This is a genomic window from Bosea sp. BIWAKO-01, assembly GCF_001748145.1.
In the GTDB taxonomy this organism is placed as follows: domain Bacteria; phylum Pseudomonadota; class Alphaproteobacteria; order Rhizobiales; family Beijerinckiaceae; genus Allobosea.
Genome location: NZ_BCQA01000001.1, coordinates 142,088 through 157,834, shown reverse-complemented (window position 1 = coordinate 157,834; position 15,747 = coordinate 142,088). Strand labels below are relative to the sequence as shown.

At 65.5% G+C, this 15,747-nt stretch carries 16 protein-coding genes; 8 read left to right on the top strand and 8 right to left on the bottom strand.

Annotated features, from left to right (window positions below; genetic code table 11):
- Positions 1–61: 61 nt before the first annotated feature.
- Together BIWAKO_RS00745 and BIWAKO_RS00740 are read left to right on the top strand one after the other, a co-directional pair.
- A complete protein-coding gene (locus BIWAKO_RS00745) occupies positions 62–1,549 on the top strand; it encodes a M81 family metallopeptidase (RefSeq protein WP_069876912.1) in 1,488 nt (495 codons plus the stop codon).
- 11 nt (positions 1,550–1,560) lie between these two features.
- Positions 1,561–2,739: a mandelate racemase/muconate lactonizing enzyme family protein gene (locus tag BIWAKO_RS00740; RefSeq protein WP_244523330.1), complete on the top strand. Its 1,179-nt coding sequence runs from the start codon at positions 1,561–1,563 to the stop codon at positions 2,737–2,739.
- Positions 2,740–2,758: 19 nt separating this feature from the next.
- Here BIWAKO_RS00740 and BIWAKO_RS00735 read toward each other — a convergent pair whose 3' ends face one another.
- A complete protein-coding gene (locus BIWAKO_RS00735) occupies positions 2,759–3,754 on the bottom strand; it encodes an aldo/keto reductase (protein WP_069876911.1) in 996 nt (331 codons plus the stop codon).
- A 108-nt stretch (positions 3,755–3,862) separates the two neighbouring features.
- Between BIWAKO_RS00735 and BIWAKO_RS00730 the strand changes: the two genes are divergently transcribed.
- A complete protein-coding gene (locus BIWAKO_RS00730) occupies positions 3,863–4,756 on the top strand; it encodes a LysR family transcriptional regulator (protein ID WP_069876910.1) in 894 nt (297 codons plus the stop codon).
- A gap of 33 nt (positions 4,757–4,789) precedes the next feature.
- On the opposite strand, the gene BIWAKO_RS00725 is transcribed toward BIWAKO_RS00730, so the two are convergent.
- The 5 genes from BIWAKO_RS00725 to BIWAKO_RS00705 all read right to left on the bottom strand — a co-directional run bounded on the left by BIWAKO_RS00725 (position 4,790) and on the right by BIWAKO_RS00705 (position 8,431).
- The gene (locus BIWAKO_RS00725) at positions 4,790–5,521 is read right to left on the bottom strand and encodes a DUF4405 domain-containing protein (protein ID WP_069876909.1); all 732 of its coding nucleotides are present in this window, start codon (positions 5,519–5,521) and stop codon (positions 4,790–4,792) included.
- A 17-nt stretch (positions 5,522–5,538) separates the two neighbouring features.
- Entirely contained in the window at positions 5,539–6,021 is a 483-nt protein-coding gene (locus BIWAKO_RS00720; protein ID WP_069876908.1) for a cytochrome P460 family protein, read from the bottom strand.
- A gap of 42 nt (positions 6,022–6,063) precedes the next feature.
- Positions 6,064–6,492, bottom strand: a complete 429-nt coding sequence (locus tag BIWAKO_RS00715; RefSeq protein ID WP_084652109.1) for a carboxymuconolactone decarboxylase family protein — start codon at positions 6,490–6,492, stop codon at positions 6,064–6,066.
- 81 nt (positions 6,493–6,573) lie between these two features.
- Positions 6,574–7,665 carry an alpha/beta hydrolase gene (locus BIWAKO_RS00710; protein ID WP_069876907.1) on the bottom strand — a complete coding sequence of 364 codons (1,092 nt, stop codon included), beginning with the start codon at positions 7,663–7,665 and terminating at the stop codon, positions 6,574–6,576.
- Positions 7,666–7,837: 172 nt separating this feature from the next.
- Positions 7,838–8,431 (bottom strand): GNAT family N-acetyltransferase, encoded by a 594-nt coding sequence (locus BIWAKO_RS00705; protein ID WP_244523329.1) that lies wholly within the window; start codon positions 8,429–8,431, stop codon positions 7,838–7,840.
- 370 nt (positions 8,432–8,801) lie between these two features.
- On the opposite strand from BIWAKO_RS00705, the gene BIWAKO_RS00695 reads away from it, so the two are divergent.
- Together BIWAKO_RS00695 and hpaH are read left to right on the top strand one after the other, a co-directional pair.
- Positions 8,802–9,671: a fumarylacetoacetate hydrolase family protein gene (locus tag BIWAKO_RS00695; protein ID WP_069876904.1), complete on the top strand. Its 870-nt coding sequence runs from the start codon at positions 8,802–8,804 to the stop codon at positions 9,669–9,671.
- A gap of 3 nt (positions 9,672–9,674) precedes the next feature.
- The gene (gene hpaH, locus BIWAKO_RS00690) at positions 9,675–10,478 is read left to right on the top strand and encodes a 2-oxo-hept-4-ene-1,7-dioate hydratase (protein ID WP_069876903.1); all 804 of its coding nucleotides are present in this window, start codon (positions 9,675–9,677) and stop codon (positions 10,476–10,478) included.
- A gap of 226 nt (positions 10,479–10,704) precedes the next feature.
- Here hpaH and BIWAKO_RS00685 read toward each other — a convergent pair whose 3' ends face one another.
- Both BIWAKO_RS00685 and pdxR read right to left on the bottom strand, forming a co-directional pair.
- Positions 10,705–11,499 carry a 2-keto-4-pentenoate hydratase gene (locus BIWAKO_RS00685; protein ID WP_141739924.1) on the bottom strand — a complete coding sequence of 265 codons (795 nt, stop codon included), beginning with the start codon at positions 11,497–11,499 and terminating at the stop codon, positions 10,705–10,707.
- 171 nt (positions 11,500–11,670) lie between these two features.
- The gene (pdxR, locus tag BIWAKO_RS00680) at positions 11,671–13,197 is read right to left on the bottom strand and encodes a MocR-like pyridoxine biosynthesis transcription factor PdxR (RefSeq protein ID WP_141739923.1); all 1,527 of its coding nucleotides are present in this window, start codon (positions 13,195–13,197) and stop codon (positions 11,671–11,673) included.
- Between the two features lie 177 nt (positions 13,198–13,374).
- On the opposite strand from pdxR, the gene BIWAKO_RS00675 reads away from it, so the two are divergent.
- The 3 genes from BIWAKO_RS00675 to BIWAKO_RS00665 all read left to right on the top strand — a co-directional run bounded on the left by BIWAKO_RS00675 (position 13,375) and on the right by BIWAKO_RS00665 (position 15,747).
- Positions 13,375–14,151 (top strand): ABC transporter ATP-binding protein, encoded by a 777-nt coding sequence (locus BIWAKO_RS00675; RefSeq protein ID WP_069876901.1) that lies wholly within the window; start codon positions 13,375–13,377, stop codon positions 14,149–14,151.
- Between the two features lie 11 nt (positions 14,152–14,162).
- Entirely contained in the window at positions 14,163–14,960 is a 798-nt protein-coding gene (locus BIWAKO_RS00670) for a transporter substrate-binding domain-containing protein (protein WP_069876900.1), read from the top strand.
- A gap of 88 nt (positions 14,961–15,048) precedes the next feature.
- On the top strand, positions 15,049–15,747 hold the full coding sequence (locus BIWAKO_RS00665; RefSeq protein ID WP_069876899.1) for an ABC transporter permease: 699 nt from the start codon (positions 15,049–15,051) through the stop codon (positions 15,745–15,747).

Here is a 15,747-nt window from a genome sequence, read left to right as displayed (position 1 = left end):
GCCGCCATTTCCAAGGCGGGCGCGGAGAGCCGCGCCCCGAGAGATAAACCGGAGACCAGACGTGAAACGCATCCTCATCGCCGAATGCAAGCAGGAGATCTCGTCCTTCAATCCTCTCCCGTCGGGCTACGGCAATTTCCACATCAGGCGGGGTGACGCGCTCTATGAACAGCGCGGCACCAACCAGGAGTTCGGTGGCGCGCTCGCCGTGTTCGAAGGGCGCGGGGACGTCACCGTGGTTCCGACGATCAGCGCGCGGGCCGGCAGCGCCGGCCTGCTCTCCGCCGAGGGCTGGAAGCGCCTGTCACAGGAATTCCTTGACGCCGTCTTCGCGCGTCTCGACGGGGTCGACGGCATCTATGTCTGCCTGCATGGCGCGATGGCGGCCGAGGGCGAGCTCGACCCCGAGGGCTACCTGCTCGAGGCGCTGCGCAAGCGCGTCGGGCCGGACATGCCGATCGTTATCTCGCTCGACCTTCATGGCATCCTGACCGATCGCATGCTGCGGCAGGTCAATGGTTTCGCGATCTACTGGACCTATCCGCATGTCGATTTCGCCGATACCGGGCGCCGCGCCGCGGCGCTGCTGCTGCGCCTGATGGAGGGCGGGCTTCGCCCCGTCGCCGCGCGCGTCGTCATGCCGACGCTGGTCCGCGGCGACGAACTCATCACCAAGACCGGCTGCTACGGCGATCTCCTGCGCGACTGCCGGCGTCTCGAGGAGGAGGGCAGGGCGCTCGCTGCCGGCATCATGATCGGCAACCCTTTCACCGACGTGCCGGAGCTGTGCTCGCAGGTCCTCGTGCTGACCGATGGCGACCAAGCCACGGCCGAACGCGAGGCGCTGCGCCTCGCCGAGGAATTCTGGCCGCAGCGTTTCCGGATGCAGGGCAAGCTGATCGGGCTCGAGCGCGCCATCGCCCAATCCCTGACGATGGCAGGTCCGCTGATCTTCACCGATGCGGCCGACGCCACCTCCTCGGGCGCGTCCGGCGACAGCAACGCCATCATCGCGGCTTTGCACGCAGCCGGTTACGGCGGGAAGGTGCTTGCGCCGCTGGTCGATGCCGCTGCGGCCGCTGCCGCGCACAAGGCCGGTGTCGGCGCGACGATCAAGGTCGTGCTCGGCGGCAGCATCGACCCCGCCCGCTTCACGCCGATGCAGGTCGAGGCCAAGGTCAAGCTGCTCTCGGATGGCGAGGCGTTGCTGGAAACGATGAAGGCGCCGCTTGCGGCAGGCCCGACGGCGGTGCTGACCTTCGGCCCGTTCACGATCGTGGTCATGACCCATTCGGTCAGCCTGTTCGACCGAGCGATGTATTACGCCAACGGCCTGAACCCGCAGGATTTCGACCTCGTCGTGGTCAAGTCGCCCCATACCGAGCACCACATGTTCGAGCAATGGTGCGAGCATAATTTCAACATCGATGCGCCCGGCGCGACCTCGGCCAATCTGAAAAGCCTCGGGCACAGCATCTGCGCCCGGCCGATGTATCCGCTCGAGGCCGATGCAGCCTTCGCACCGAACCCCGTCATCTACACGCTGTGAAGGACAAGCCCGTGCCGACGATCGATGCAGTCGATTTCTTCTACCTGTCCATGCCCGTGGTGACGGACGAGGCCGATGGCAGCCAGGATGCCCTGCTGGTGCGGGTGGCCGCCGGGGGGCAGATCGGCTGGGGCGAGTGCGAGGCAGCGCCGCTGCCCTCGATCGCAGCCTTCATCTGCCCGATGTCGCACGGGGTCTGCCGACCCGTCGCCGATTCCGTTCTCGGCAAGCCGCTCGACAGTCCTGCCGATATCGCGCAGATCTCGGCCGACGTCGCCTATAACTCCATGGACCTGCTGCAGGCGCCCCATACCCTCTCGGGCGTCGAAATGGCGTTGTGGGATGTGCTCGGCAAGCTGCGCGGCGAGCCGGTCTGGCGCCTGCTTGGCTATCAGCGCAGCCACCCCAAGACGCCCTATGCCTCGGTGCTGTTCGGCGACACCCCGCAGGAGACGCTGGCCCGCGCTCGCGATGCGAGAGCGCGCAACTTCCGGGCCGCCAAGTTCGGTTGGGGGCCGATCGGGCGGGGCAGCGTCGCCGCGGATGCCGAGCATTTCGTCGCCGCGCGCGAAGGGCTTGGTGCAGACGGCATCCTGCTGGTCGATACCGGCCAGATCTTCATCGAGGATGTCGAGCGCGCCGCTGCTCGGCTGCCCGCGCTGGAGAAGGCAGGTGCGCTCTGGTTCGAGGAACCGTTCCAGGCGAGCGCCGTCGACGCCTATGCGGCCCTGGCCAAGCGCAGTGCGACCGTGCGTCTCGCTGGCGGGGAGGGCGCGCATAACGTCCATATGGCGAAGCAACTGATCGATCACGGCGGTGTCGGCTATATCCAGATCGATTGCGGCCGGATCGGCGGCGTCGGTCCGTCAAAGGAGGTGGCCGATTACGCGGTCGCCAGGGGCGTGACCTTCGTCAATCACAGCTTCACCTCGCATCTGGCGCTCTCGGCCTCGATCCAGCCCTATGCCGGCCTGAAGGATCACGTCATCTGCGAATATCCGGCGATGCCCAAGCCCGTCGCGCTCGCCTTCACCCGCAACCACCTGGAAAGGGACGGGAATGGCGATATCAGCGTGCCCGACGCGCCCGGACTAGGCCTGGAGATCAACGAGGACGGGGTCCGCCAGTATCTCCAGGACGTCGAGATCAAGGTGAACGGCAAAGTGCTCTACGCGACGCCGCAGATCTGAGACGCGGGCATGACGGGCGCTAGAGGCCCGTCATTTTCAAGGCGGCTGCGGGCAAACGCTCCCCGGTCAAGGTCATGGTCGACAAGGCCTCACCGATCTCGCGCAGATCGCCCGCGGTCAGTTCGACCTGCGCCGCAGCGATATTCTCCTCGAGGCGGTGAGGCTTCGTCGTGCCGGGGATGGGAACGATCCACGGCTTTTGCGCCAGCAGCCAGGCCAGCGCGACTTGCGCCGGCGTCGCGCCCTTTCGCTCGGCGACGCGCTTTACGAGCGCGACCAAGGCTGCATTGGCCTTGCGGGCTTCCACGGAAAAGCGCGGCACTGCGTTGCGGAAATCTGTCGGTTCGAAGGTCGTGGTCTCGTCGATCTTGCCGGTCAGGAAGCCGGCGCCGAGCGGGCTGAATGGTACGAAGCCGATGCCGAGCTCTTCGAGCACAGGCAAGGTCTCCGCTTCCGCGTCGCGATAGAACAGCGAGTATTCGCTTTGGACGGCTGCGACGGGATGAACCGCATGCGCCCTGCGGATCGTCGCCGCGCCGGCCTCGGACAGCCCGAAATGCCGGACCTTGCCTTCCGCGACCAGGGCCTGGACTGCGCCGGCCACCTCCTCGATGGGAACATCGGGATCGACACGGTGCTGGTAGAAGATGTCGATGACATCGGTGCGAAGCCGCTTCAGGGAGGCCTCGGCGACCCGCCTGATATGCTCGGGTCGGCTGTTCAGCCCTGGGCGCCGTTCTCCGGTCCTCTGGTCGATGTCGAACCCGAACTTGGTCGCGATCACGACGTGCTCGCGGATCGGCGCGAGTGCCTCGCCCAGGAGCCCCTCGTTGACGAAGGGCCCATAGGATTCGGCGGTGTCGAACAAGGTCACGCCTCGGTCGAAGGCCAGGCGGATCAGTTCGATCCCGGCTTTCCCCTCGACGGCCTGGCCATAGCCATAGCTCAGGCCCATGCAGCCGAGCCCAAGCGCCGACACGCTCAGGCCGCTCTTGCCGAGTATCCGTTTCTGCATGGCTCACCTCACATTCTGAACAACAATGTTGATGGAGGGTATCTAGCGAGCGCGGCCGGCGATGATTAGGAGCTATAATCCGCAAGAGCTCATAAGGCCCCCTAATCAATGGCGCAGCCGAACTTCAACGATCTCGCCGCCTTCGCCATGGTGGCGCGGGAGCGCAGCTTCACCAAGGCCGGGGCCAAGCTGGGCGTCTCGCAATCGGCGCTGAGCCAGACGATCAAGGCGCTCGAGGAACGGCTGAAGCTGCGCCTGCTGACCCGCACGACGCGCAGTGTCGCGCCCACGGAAGCCGGCAAGAGACTGCTGGAGACCGTCGGTCCGCGCTTCGAGGAGATCGAGGCCGAGATCGCAGCGCTCGGCGAGTTGCGCGGCAAACCCGCCGGAACGGTGCGCATCACCGCCGGCGAACACGCGGCGGTTGCCATGCTGCAGCCGGCCCTGCGAAAATTCCTGCCGGATCATCCCGACATCACCGTCGAGATCATCGTCGATTACGGCCTCGTCGATATCGTGGCCGCTGGCTACGACGCAGGCGTGCGCCTTGGCGAGCAACTGGCGAAGGACATGATCGCGGTTCGCATCGGCCCGGAGATGCGGATGGCCGTGATTGGCTCGCCGGATTATTTCGCTCGCTACGGCATTCCCGAAACCCCGCAGGATCTGACCTCCCACAACTGCATCGCGTCGCGCCTGCCGACCTATGGCGGGCTTTTCGCCTGGGGGCTGGAAAAGGACGGCCGCGAGGTCAAGGTCCGTGGCGAGGGACAGCTGGTGTTCAACAGCCTCGCCATGCGGCTGAACTCGGCCTTGGACGGGTTGGGGCTCGCCTATCTGCCGGAGGATCAGGCCGTCCCGCATATCCGGGACGGGCGCCTCGTGCGCGTGCTGGAGGATTGGTGCCCGCCATTCCCCGGCTATCACCTCTATTATCCGAGCCGCCGGCATGTCTCGCCGGCCCTGGCCGTGCTGATCGACGTCCTGCGCTACCGGGATTGATTTCGCCAACCGAAGCCGGCGGTCATCGCCCTTTCACGCCTGACTCGCCTGACCGGGCTCCGCGCCCGGCAAGTCTCGTTGGCGAGCGCCGCCAAGGGGCCGGCCGGGCTGGGCGAGCTTCAGGCTGTAATAGGTGGCGACCATGAACAGCCCGGCGATCGCCGCGCAATGGATGAAGAAGCCTGCCACCGCGTCCTCGAAATTCCACCAATCCAGCGTCACCTGCATGGAAAGCCTGGTTCCGAGCCCGAGGACGGTGCAGCTCCAGGCGCCATGGATGGCGACCATCACGGCTGCTGCCCGCAGCAGGAGTGTGCGCAGCCTGCTGGGCGTTCTGATGCCGAACAGGTTGCGGGCCACGCCCATCAGCATCGGCCAGCGCAGCCCGAGATGGATCGCGACGATCACCAGGGCCCAGTAGGCGGCAAGGCTGTGGATCTGCCGAATGGTGAAGCCGCCCCAGGCAGGCAGATAGGCGGCAAGGGCATGCGAGATCAGCACGCTGGTCACGACCACCGCCAGCATCGCGATCAGGAGCGCGATGGTGACGCCGGTGTTGAACAGGCTGCGCGGCCCGTGCCGGGTCCGTGCGACGGCGCCATACCAGCGCCGGTTGAAGACGTTATGTGCGATCAGGAGCAGGAACAGCGCCGTTCCCGCGATCTCATGGATGGGGTTGCCAAGCCACCAATAGGAAAACCCGAGCAGCAGCAGGAAGGCCGCCAGGGCGTCGAGCCAGAGCCGGGATATGAAGACAGAGTTCACTTCGCGCTCCCCTGGACCTATTCGACCGGCTTGCCGTCGAAACGGGGGATGCGGTAGCCGGTGAACAGGAATTCGCTGCCCGACTGGCTTTGGTGGCAGGACTGGCAGCGGGCGGTGTTCTCGCTCGTGTTGATCGTCCGATCCGGCCAGAACCACTGGAACTGCCAGTCGCCGGTGCGGCGGCGCTCATCGTAATCCGCACCCCAGTTCTGGCCCTTCTCCATCACGAAATAGCGGAACAGCTTTCCGTCGCGATGATCGACCAGCACGAAATGCGTGCCGGCCGGGATCGGCTGACGGTTCTTCACGGCCTCGATCGCCGCGGGCGTCGTCATGATATGTTCGGTGACATTGCCGCGCCGGACGGTGGTGTAATGAACCAGCGTGCCGAGTTCGGGAAACGTCACCCTCGTGGCTTCGGCATGGACCCGCCAGCCCACCGTGAGGACGGCGGCCATGGACAGGCTTGCCAGGGCGATCTGAAGCGCAGGCGTTTTCATGAATGCGTTGTTCCTGGTCTGCTCAACGGAGACGCCCGGGGCTCATTTCGGCCTTAAGACATCGCGGGCCACCGCGACGGCCGATACGGCGTTCGGCCAGCCCGTGTAGAAGGCGAGCTGCGTGATCGCCTCGACGAGCTCCTCCTCCTTCACGCCGTTCTGCCGCGCCAGAGCGAGATGGGACCGCAACTGGTCAGGACGGTTCATGGCAATGAGAGCGCTGACGGTGACCAGGCTGCGGTCGCGCCTGGAGAGGCCGGGCCGCTCCCAGATATCGCCGAACAGGACAGTGTCGGTGAGTTCCGCCAGCTTTGGCGCGATATCGCCCATCAGCTGCTGCGCCCGGGAGGGCGGCTTCGGCGTCGCCGGCTGGGCCGGGGCTGGCGCCTGGGTTTGGGCGTGAGCGGCCGTCACCTGGCCTGCAGATAACAGGCATGCGGCGGCGAACAGGGCACGGGTGAGGGGGCTCATGGTGGGTCTTCCCTTGTCTGAATGGATGGCCGCGACAGGCATGCGCAGTCGTTGTCGTATCGGCGGGGATGCTGGGGGCGATCAGTCCAGCTGCTTGTCCGCGAGGAAGCGCGACACCTGGTCCGCGATCTCGATATTGTTCAGGTCCGAGAACGGGAAATGCGTGTTGCCGCGGATGCCGATCTCCGGCAGGTGGACCACAGTGACCTGACCGCCATGTTTGTTGACGGTGTCGCGCCAGATCCGGGCCATTTCCAGCCTGCCACGCCAGGCGTCCTGGGTCGGAACATCGGATGCTTTCACCGGAATATTGTCGCCGTAGAAGATGATGATCGGCAGCTTGGTCAGGGCCATGAAGTCCGACATCGGCACCGGCGTGCCTTCGAGCGTGTCGAACGATGTCGGCACGGGCTTCGGCAGCTCGCCTTGCGGGAAGACGAAGCCGCTGCCCGGCTCGAAGGCGACGATCGCCTTGACGTTTGGGCTCTTGATCGCGGTCAGCCAGCCTGGCCCGCCGCTCTGAGAATGCGTCATCAGGATGCCGGGGCCGATCCTGGCGAACAGCGCCGACACGCCATCCGAGATCAGGTTCGCGTCGAATGGGCCGGTATTCGGCGTCATGGCGCGGAAATACTGGTTCAGCGTCTCCGGCTTGCGGTCGAACTGGACGCCGTCGAAATAGGTCGGCCAGAGGCCGAGGCGGAACTGGCCGAACCAGAACTGCTCGTCCGGCGTCGGCTTGATGGTCGCCTCGACCGTGCTGCGGCCGGCATTGCCGCGCCGCGGCTGGTCGATGAGATAGGTCGCGAAGCGACGGCGCAGGAAGATGTTCTGAAACCCCTCGCGCCCGTCGGGCGTCGTCTCCCAGGTCTTCGAGAATTGTCCGGCCCCGTGCCACATCACGATGGGGAGTGTCCGCGGGGCGACCGGCACCTGATAGAAGGCGTAGAGGTGATCGCCATGGAAGGTCTGCCCGGCCGGCTGCAGGGGCTTCAGCGGATCGAATGTGCCCGGCGCGCTGGCGATCACGCCGCCGACGGCGAAACTGCCCTGGTCCTGAATGACCAGGGGCTCAGGCCTCCCGGCCGATTGCGAAAGCGCGGGCGTCAGACTGAGCAGGCCGGTTGCGATCAGGATGGATGGAAACTGGAATAGCCTCTCGATCGTCGGCATGCGCCCCTCGGTTGCTGCGTCAGCATTGCGGGGAACCTAGCGACCAGGCCGATATTCGATTAGGCGCAATGATCCACTAGGACAGATAAGTACTGCTAATGAATGCCGGCGACACTGCAATCGCCGACTGCGGCGCGGAAACCCAGCTTTCGGCGAGCCGGCTGCCCTTTGCTCACTCGGTCGCCGCGGAGGCCGGCAGAACGTAGCGGCGCTGCAGGATTGTCCCGCTTCTCGAGCGCGAGCTTCGCTCAACGGTGTCCAACGGGCGAAAACCGAGTTTGAGAAGGACATGTCCCGAGGCTGAGTTGTCAGCTGCATGTCCGGAGAGAAGCTGCGAGAGGCCAATGGCTCGAAAGGCAAAATCGACGACGGCCTTTGCCGCTTCCGACGCATAGCCTCGCCCCCAGCTGGCCTGCTCGAACCAGTAACCGAATTCGCCCTCGCCTTGAGATATCTCGTCGACGTCGATGACCCCGATGGCTCTGCCCTGGAGCTCGACCGCGAAACGATACGCTTCACCCGCTGCCCATTCGCGCTCATGGTCGGCGAACCATTGCGCGATTCCTGCGCGATCGGGTGGAAACGACGCCATGCGCAGCATGCGCGTCACTTCCCAGTCCGACTGGATTTCAAACGCGCGATCCGCATCCAAGGCGCTGGTCGGGCGCAGAACCAGGCGATCCGTTGTCAAACGATGCCGAGGGATAGAGGCCATATTCAACCGCCAGTTGATGTCATCGCTCCAACGCGAAGATAGGCCAGCCACTATGGCCTGCAATGGTCGATGCCGGTCTTGCCGATATCCGCAGTGCAAGGGGGCATGATTGATCCTGCCAGCGCGTGGATTGTGCTGAGCGTTAGCCCCTGGCCGTCGTACCCGCGCCGAGCGCAGCCGAGGGGAGGGGGATAAAGCCAGATCAGCCCTTGATCGGGTCCAGCCATCTAATTAACATGATAATCATGTCTCTCCCTTTCATTTGGCATCCGATGGCGGCAACCGATCTCGTTCTCTCGCGGGGCTTCACGGCGCGCGTCTGAAGCTCGCCTTGCCCGGCGGTCTGGCTCTCCACCGTCACTAAGGCCAGCCCGCGGGGCTCCATCCCCCAAGGGCGCGAGGCGATAGAAGGACCGGATTCATGCTTGCTCCCAGATTCGTCAGCTTCTCCGCTGAAAACCGCGCCGGATACGGTCTGGCCGTGGAAGCGGGTGTCATTGACCTCTCCAGCCGCTTCTCGGCCCAGTGGCCGAGCCTGAAGGAGGTCGTCACTGAGGGCGCCTTTGCGCGGCTCGTCGAGGCGGCGGCGGGGCTGTCTCCGGACCTGCCGTTCCAGGCGATCCGCTACGAGCTTCCGATTGCCGCGCCGGAAAAGATCATCTGCGTCGGCGTTAATTTTCCCGACCGTAACGCCGAGTACAAGGATGGCCAGGCGGCTCCCGCCAATCCCTCCCTGTTCCCGCGTTTTCCGCGCTCCTTTACCGGTCATGACCAGCCGCTGATCCGGCCGCCGGAAAGCGTGCAGCTCGATTATGAGGGCGAGATCGTCATCGTCATCGGCAAGCCGGGGCGCCGCATCGCCGAGCGCGACGCGCTGGACCATGTCGCGGCCTTGTCGCTTTGCAATGAAGGGACGATCCGGGACTGGGTCCGGCACGCCAAGTTCAACGTCACGCAGGGCAAGAATTTCGACCGCTCGGGCTCGATCGGGCCATGGCTCGTTCCCTTCAGCAGCGAGGCCCAGATCGCCGATATCGCGCTGACGACCCGCGTCAACGGCGAAATGCGCCAGGAAGATCGCACCAGCCGGATGGTGTTCTCCTTCCGGCGGATCATCAGCTACATCTCGACCTTCACCACGCTCGTGCCGGGTGACATCCTCGTCACCGGGACCCCGACCGGGGCAGGGGCTCGCCTGGAGCCGCCGGTCTGGCTGAAGCCCGGTGACGTCGTCGAGGTCGAGGCCGAGGGGATCGGCCTCCTGCGCAACACCATCGCCGACGAGGCCTGACCGATGCTGACATGCAATGAAATCGCCGCCGCGGCGCTGAGCCTCGACGAGGCCGAGCGGACGCGCCGCCAGACGGGGCTGATGTCGCTCAGGCACCCCGGGATGACCATGGATGACGCCTATTCCATCCAGGGCGCCTGGGTGCAGCACAAGATCGCCGCCGGCCGAAAGGACATCGGCTGGAAGATCGGCCTCACCTCGAAGGCGATGCAATACGCGCTGAATATCGACATCCCGGATTCAGGCGTGCTGTTCGACGACATGATGTTCGCCGATGGCGACACTGTGCCCAAGGACCGCTTCATCCAGCCGCGGATCGAGGCCGAGATCGCCTTCGTGATGAAGGCGCCGCTGAAGGGCCCCAATATCGGGATCTTCGATGTGCTCAATGCCACCGACTACGTCACTCCGGCGCTCGAGATCCTCGATACCCGCATCCTGCGCGTCGACCCGCAGAGCGGGAAGGCCCGCAGCATCGTCGACACGATCGCCGACAATGCCGCCAATGCCGGCATCGTCGTCGGGGGCCGCGCCATGCGGCCGGACCAGGTCGATCTTCGCTGGGTCGGCGCGATCGTCGCGCGCAATGGCCAGGTCGAGGAGACGGGGCTCGGAGCCGGCGTGCTGAACCATCCCGCCCGTGGCGTCGCCTGGCTTGCAAACCGGCTCGCCGTCTATGGCGACCATATCGCAGCCGGCCAGATCGTCCTGGCGGGCTCCTTCATCCGCCCGGTGGAAGCGCGGCACGGCGACACCATCACCGGCGATTACGGCCCGCTGGGCAGCGTCAGCTGCTTCTTCGAATAGGCAGGCGCCTGTCGCTCCCTCTGCCTTGGAGGCGAGGGGGCGGCCTTCTCGGCAGGTGGCCACGGCCCCGCGGCGCCGTGTCGCGGCGGCGCTGGCTTGTCGCGCTTGGCTCCGGTGGAGGAGTGCTGGCGCGGGCCCTGCGCTGCATGCGTTGGGCAGGGGAGCCGTCGGCTCCCCATGCAGTCCCGGTCATGGCGAAGGAGAGGGGGGCAGGAGCAAACCTGTTTCAGCCAGGTTTGCCGGCTTCGACCGTGAGTTCGACAGCCCCGATGCCGTCCAACGCGAAATTGTAGGTTTCGGTCTCGGTCGGGAAACGGGTGGTGACCAGGCTGCCGGTCATGACCACGTCGCCGGCACGCAGGGTCCGGCCTTTGGCCGCCAGCGCGTTCGCCAGCCAGGCCAAGGGCGAGAAGGGGTGGCCGAGCACATCCCTCCCGTGGCCGCGATCGATCTCGACGCCATTGCGGCTGACGACGCCGCTGACCGCGTCCAGCGCGGGCCATGCGCTGCGGAATTCGGAGAGGACGATGCCGCCGTTCCAGGAATTGTCGGCGACGAGCGAGAGCACGTCGAGCTCGGCATAGTCGGCCGCGCGATCGTCGACGATCTCGATCGCGGCACAGACGCCGCCGACATGGGCAGCAACGCTCTCGGGCGTGAAAGCGGGGCCACCGGCGGGAAGATCGTTCGCCAGTCGCACGGCGATCTCGAATTCTAGACCGATCCGCCCGTAGCCGGAAATCGCGACCTTCGCTCCGGAGTGGTGCAGCCGGTCGGCGAGGACGACTCCGGCGATCGGCTGGTCGATGCCGCACATCCTCTGCATGCGCTGAGAGGTCAGGCCGATCTTGTAGCCGATCCCGTCACCGAACCGGGTCTGGAGCAGCGAGACATAGCGATCCTGCACCCGGTAGGCATCGTCGAGCGAGGCGATGCCGCTCGCCGCGGCGAAGGGGCGGAAGCGCACCTGTTCCTCGTGCTCGCGCATCAATCTCTGCGCCACGCCATTCACATCCATCATCTCGTCCTCTCCCCGGCCGGTGCTCGCTGCGAGCCCGGCGTGAAATCCCAACTCGTCGCGGCGGCCCTGCTAGATCACGCGAAATCGTCAAAACGCAGAAAACATGATCGAATCTAATAGTTTAGAGCATGCTTTGTGCGAAAAACCGTTGCCACTTTTTCGCAGCATGCTCTAGGCCGCGGCCACGATCTCGGCAAAGCGCCGCACCGCCGGCGGAATGCGCTCGGGTGCGGTATTGCCGAAGCCGAAGATGAACCCCGTCGCGTCCTGGCTCTCCAACCGGTAGCGGGAGAGGGCCGGCACATCGATGCCGCGCTGCCGGGCGGCATCGGTGATCGCGCGGTCATCGAGCGGGCCGCGCGCATGCGCGGTCAGATGCAACCCTGCCGTCACCTCGGGAATGACCAGCCGATCACTGAGCGCCTCGCGCAGGGCTCCGACGAGGATGCCGGCCCGCTCGCGATACAGAAGCCGCATCCGCCGGACATGCCGGGCCAGCACGCCCCGGCCCATGATATCGGCCACCATCTGTTGCAGCGGCGGCGGCAAATAGCAGGAGAAGACCAGCTTGGCCCGGTAGAACAGCTCGACCAGATCGGGGGGCAGGACCAGATAGGTCAGGCCAAGCGACGGGGAGAAAATCCGGTTGATGTTGCCGATGAAGATGACGCGCTGATCGGTATCGAGCGACAGCAGGGAAGCCAGGGGCTGGCGATTGATGCCGATCGGGCTGCTGTAATCATATTCGATCACCCAGGCGTCCCGTGCGCGGGCCCAGGCCAGCAGCGAAAGCCGGCGCGCCATCGGCATCGTGGAGCCGTAGGGAAACTGATTGGTCGGAGAGGCGATCACCATCCGGGCGGTGCTGGCCTCGGCGCTGAAGCCATCGACGCAGAGCCCGTCATGATCGACCGGATGCGGCAGGACGCGGGCCCCATTCGCCACCAGCGCGGCGACGCGGGTCGGATAGCCCGGATCCTCGACGACGACGCCGTCGCCTGGGTCGAGCAGCAACTGGGCGAGAAGGATGAAGGCCTGGGTCGTGCTGGCGACGACGGCGATCTGCTCGGCCGCGCAGGGCACGCCCTCGTATTCGCCGAGATATTTCGCGATCTGCTGGCGCAGGGCGGGAAGGCCGAGGCGCTCGCTGAAGCTGAACTGGGGCCAGGGCTCCGAACCCCAGTATTCGGCGGTGCTGCGCCGGATATCGCTGAACGGCAATTCGTCGAGCGCCGGGAGCAGGGGGCTGAGATCGTAGCCGAGCTCGCGCTCACTCGGGAGCGGCAGGCCCATCAGCGCGCTGCCGCGCCGGGCCAGGATGCGCGGCTGCCGCGGCGGCCCGGCCGGAGTTGGGGCGTCCAGGCGGCGGTGCAGGTCCTCGGGCAGGTCGGTCTCGATATAGGTCCCCGCTCCGGTGCGGCCATGCGCATAGCCCTCGTTCTTCAGACGGGCATAGGCGAGCACGATCGTCGAGCGGGATACATCGAGTTCGCCCGAGAGTTTTCGCTGGGGTGGCAGCCGCGCCCCGCGGGGGATGGCGCCGGCCACGACCATCGCACGGAGTTGCGCTGCGATCTGGTCGTAGAGCGGTTCCGGCCCGTCCCGCTCCAGCGCCAGCGCATTCCAGAACGGATAGTTGAAGGCCGAATTCATGTCCTGCTGCACCCTTCGCGAGGCCGAAAGCGTGCGCGTCGCCACCTCACCCTTCACGGGGGTAGATTGAGCCGCCCTCAGGCGGCAGGGTCAAGCGGCTCGGCGCAATTGGTCTGTACCATTTGAAAAAATTGGTACTTGAGACAGCCAGGGGCCGCCGATACCGTCCCTGCCAATCGAGGTCGGACAGAGCCGATCCAGCAGTGCAAAGGGGAGGATCACGTGTCTCGACCGGAGGCGAAGACCGTCCTCACCGCGGACGCCATCCACAAGAGCTATGGCGACCTTCCCGTTCTCAAGGGTGTCAGCCTCGCGGCCCGCGAACGGGACGTGATCTGCATGATCGGCGCCAGTGGCTCGGGCAAGAGCACCTTCCTGCGCTGCATCAACCTGCTGGAAACCCCGGAATCCGGCACGATTTCCTTCGAGGGCGAGGAGATCAAGCTCCAGCGCAGCGGAACCCGCCCGCCGGTCCTGAACGCGAGGCAGATCAGCCGGATCCGCAGCCGGATGGGCATGGTGTTCCAGAGCTTCAACCTGTGGAGCCACCTGACCGTGCTCGAGAACGTCACCATCGCGCCGATCAAGGTGCTGGGCGTTGCGAAGGCCGAGGCGATCGAACGTGCCGAGGCCCTGCTGACGAAGGTCGGGCTGTTCGACAAGCGCTATCACTACCCCGCCCATATTTCCGGTGGCCAGCAGCAGCGCTGCGCCATCGCCCGCGCCCTGGCGATGGAGCCCAAGCTGCTGCTCTTCGACGAGCCGACCTCGGCGCTCGACCCCGAGCTCGTCGGTGAGGTGCTGCGCGTCATGCGCGTTCTCGCGGAGGAGGGGCGGACCATGATCGTCGTGACCCATGAGATGGCGTTCGCCCGCGAGGTCTCGAACGAGGTGCTCTTCCTTCACGAGGGCAGGATCGAGGAGCGCAACAGCCCCGATCAGATCTTCGGCAACCCGACGTCGGAGCGCTGCAGGCGCTTTCTGCAACGCGTTCTTTGAGGAGAAGAACCATGAGAAAGACCGCACTGGCCCTGATGTCCGGCGCAGCGCTGCTGCTGGCCGGCACCGCCTTCGCCCGCGAGGTGAAGATCGGCACCGACTGCACCAATCCACCCTTCAACTTCCGCACCGCCAGCGGAGAACTGGAAGGTTTCGACGTCGATATCGCCCGTGAGATCGGCAAGCGCGAAGGGTTCGACCTCAAATTCGTCTGCCAGTCGCTGGACGGCGCGATCCCGGCCCTGACGGCGCGCAAGTTCGACCTCATCCTCGCAAGCCTTTCGATCACCGAAGCGCGCCAGAAGAGCATTGACTTCAGCATCCCCTACCGGTCGTCGACCGGCCGCTTCGTCGGCCCGAAATCATCGACGCTCGCGCCGGTCACCGCCGACGGGCAGCCCAATCCCAAGGCCCTCGACGGCAAGGTCGTCGGGCTGATCCGCTCCAGCACCTATGACCGCTATTTCACCGAACTGTTCCCCGGCGTGCAGATCTCGCGCTACGAGAACTACGAGACCCTGCTCCTCGACCTCGTCTCCGGCCGCGTCGACCTGATCATGGCCGGGCCGATCAAGATGGAGGGCTTCTTCGAGGACGCCCAGGGCAAGAATTTCAAGTATATCGGCCCCGAACTCGAGAACATCAAGTATTTCGGGCCTGGTGTCGGTGTCGGACTGCGCAAGAACGAGCCTGAACTGCTCGACAAGGTCAACAATGCTCTGAAGGGCATGTTCGCCGACGGCACGTTCAAGGCGATCAACCAGAAATACTGGAAGTTCACTGTGCTCCCCAGCGTCTGGACCCAGTGACGCCCTCCGGGCGGCGCCAGCCGCTGCCCGGAACCGCCCGCGCGGCTGAAACGGCCCCGCGCGACCTTCGTCCCGACAGGACCGATCCATGACGGCAGACCTATTCCAGGGCTGGGGAACGCAGCTCTTCTGGGGCACGATGGTCACGCTCCAGGTCGCGTTCCTGTCGCTGGTGGCGGGCCTGGCGATCGGCCTTGCGGTTGCGCTGGCCAAGCTCTCCTCGTCGCGGTTCCTGCGTGCGGCGGGAGATTTCTACACGACCTGCGTCCGCGGGACGCCCGAACTGCTCATCATCCTGCTGGTCTATTTCGGCAGCACGGTTGCGCTCTCGGCGATGCTGCGCTGGATCGCGGGACCGGAGGTCTATGTCGAGATCCCGGCCATGGCAGCCGGCGTGTTCGCGCTCAGCCTCGTCTTCGGCGCCTATGCGGCCGAGATCTTCCGGGGCGCCTTTCTGGCTATCCCGCCGGGGCAGATCGAGGCGGCGAAGGCCTTCGGCATGTCGCCGCTGACGCTGTTCATCCATATCCGCATGCCGCTGATGTGGCGCTATGCCCTGCCGAGCCTCGGCAATATCTGGATCTCGCTGATCAAGAACACCTCGCTGATCTCGGTTGTCGGCCTCGAGGAGCTGATGCGCGTCAGCTATCTCGCCACCTCGGTGACGCGCAGCCCGTTCCATTTCTACCTGCTCGCGGCGGTCATCTATCTCACGCTGACCATCATCAATTCCCTCGCCATCGAATGGCTCGAGACCCGCGCGAACCGCGGCGTGCGGAGGGTCTGA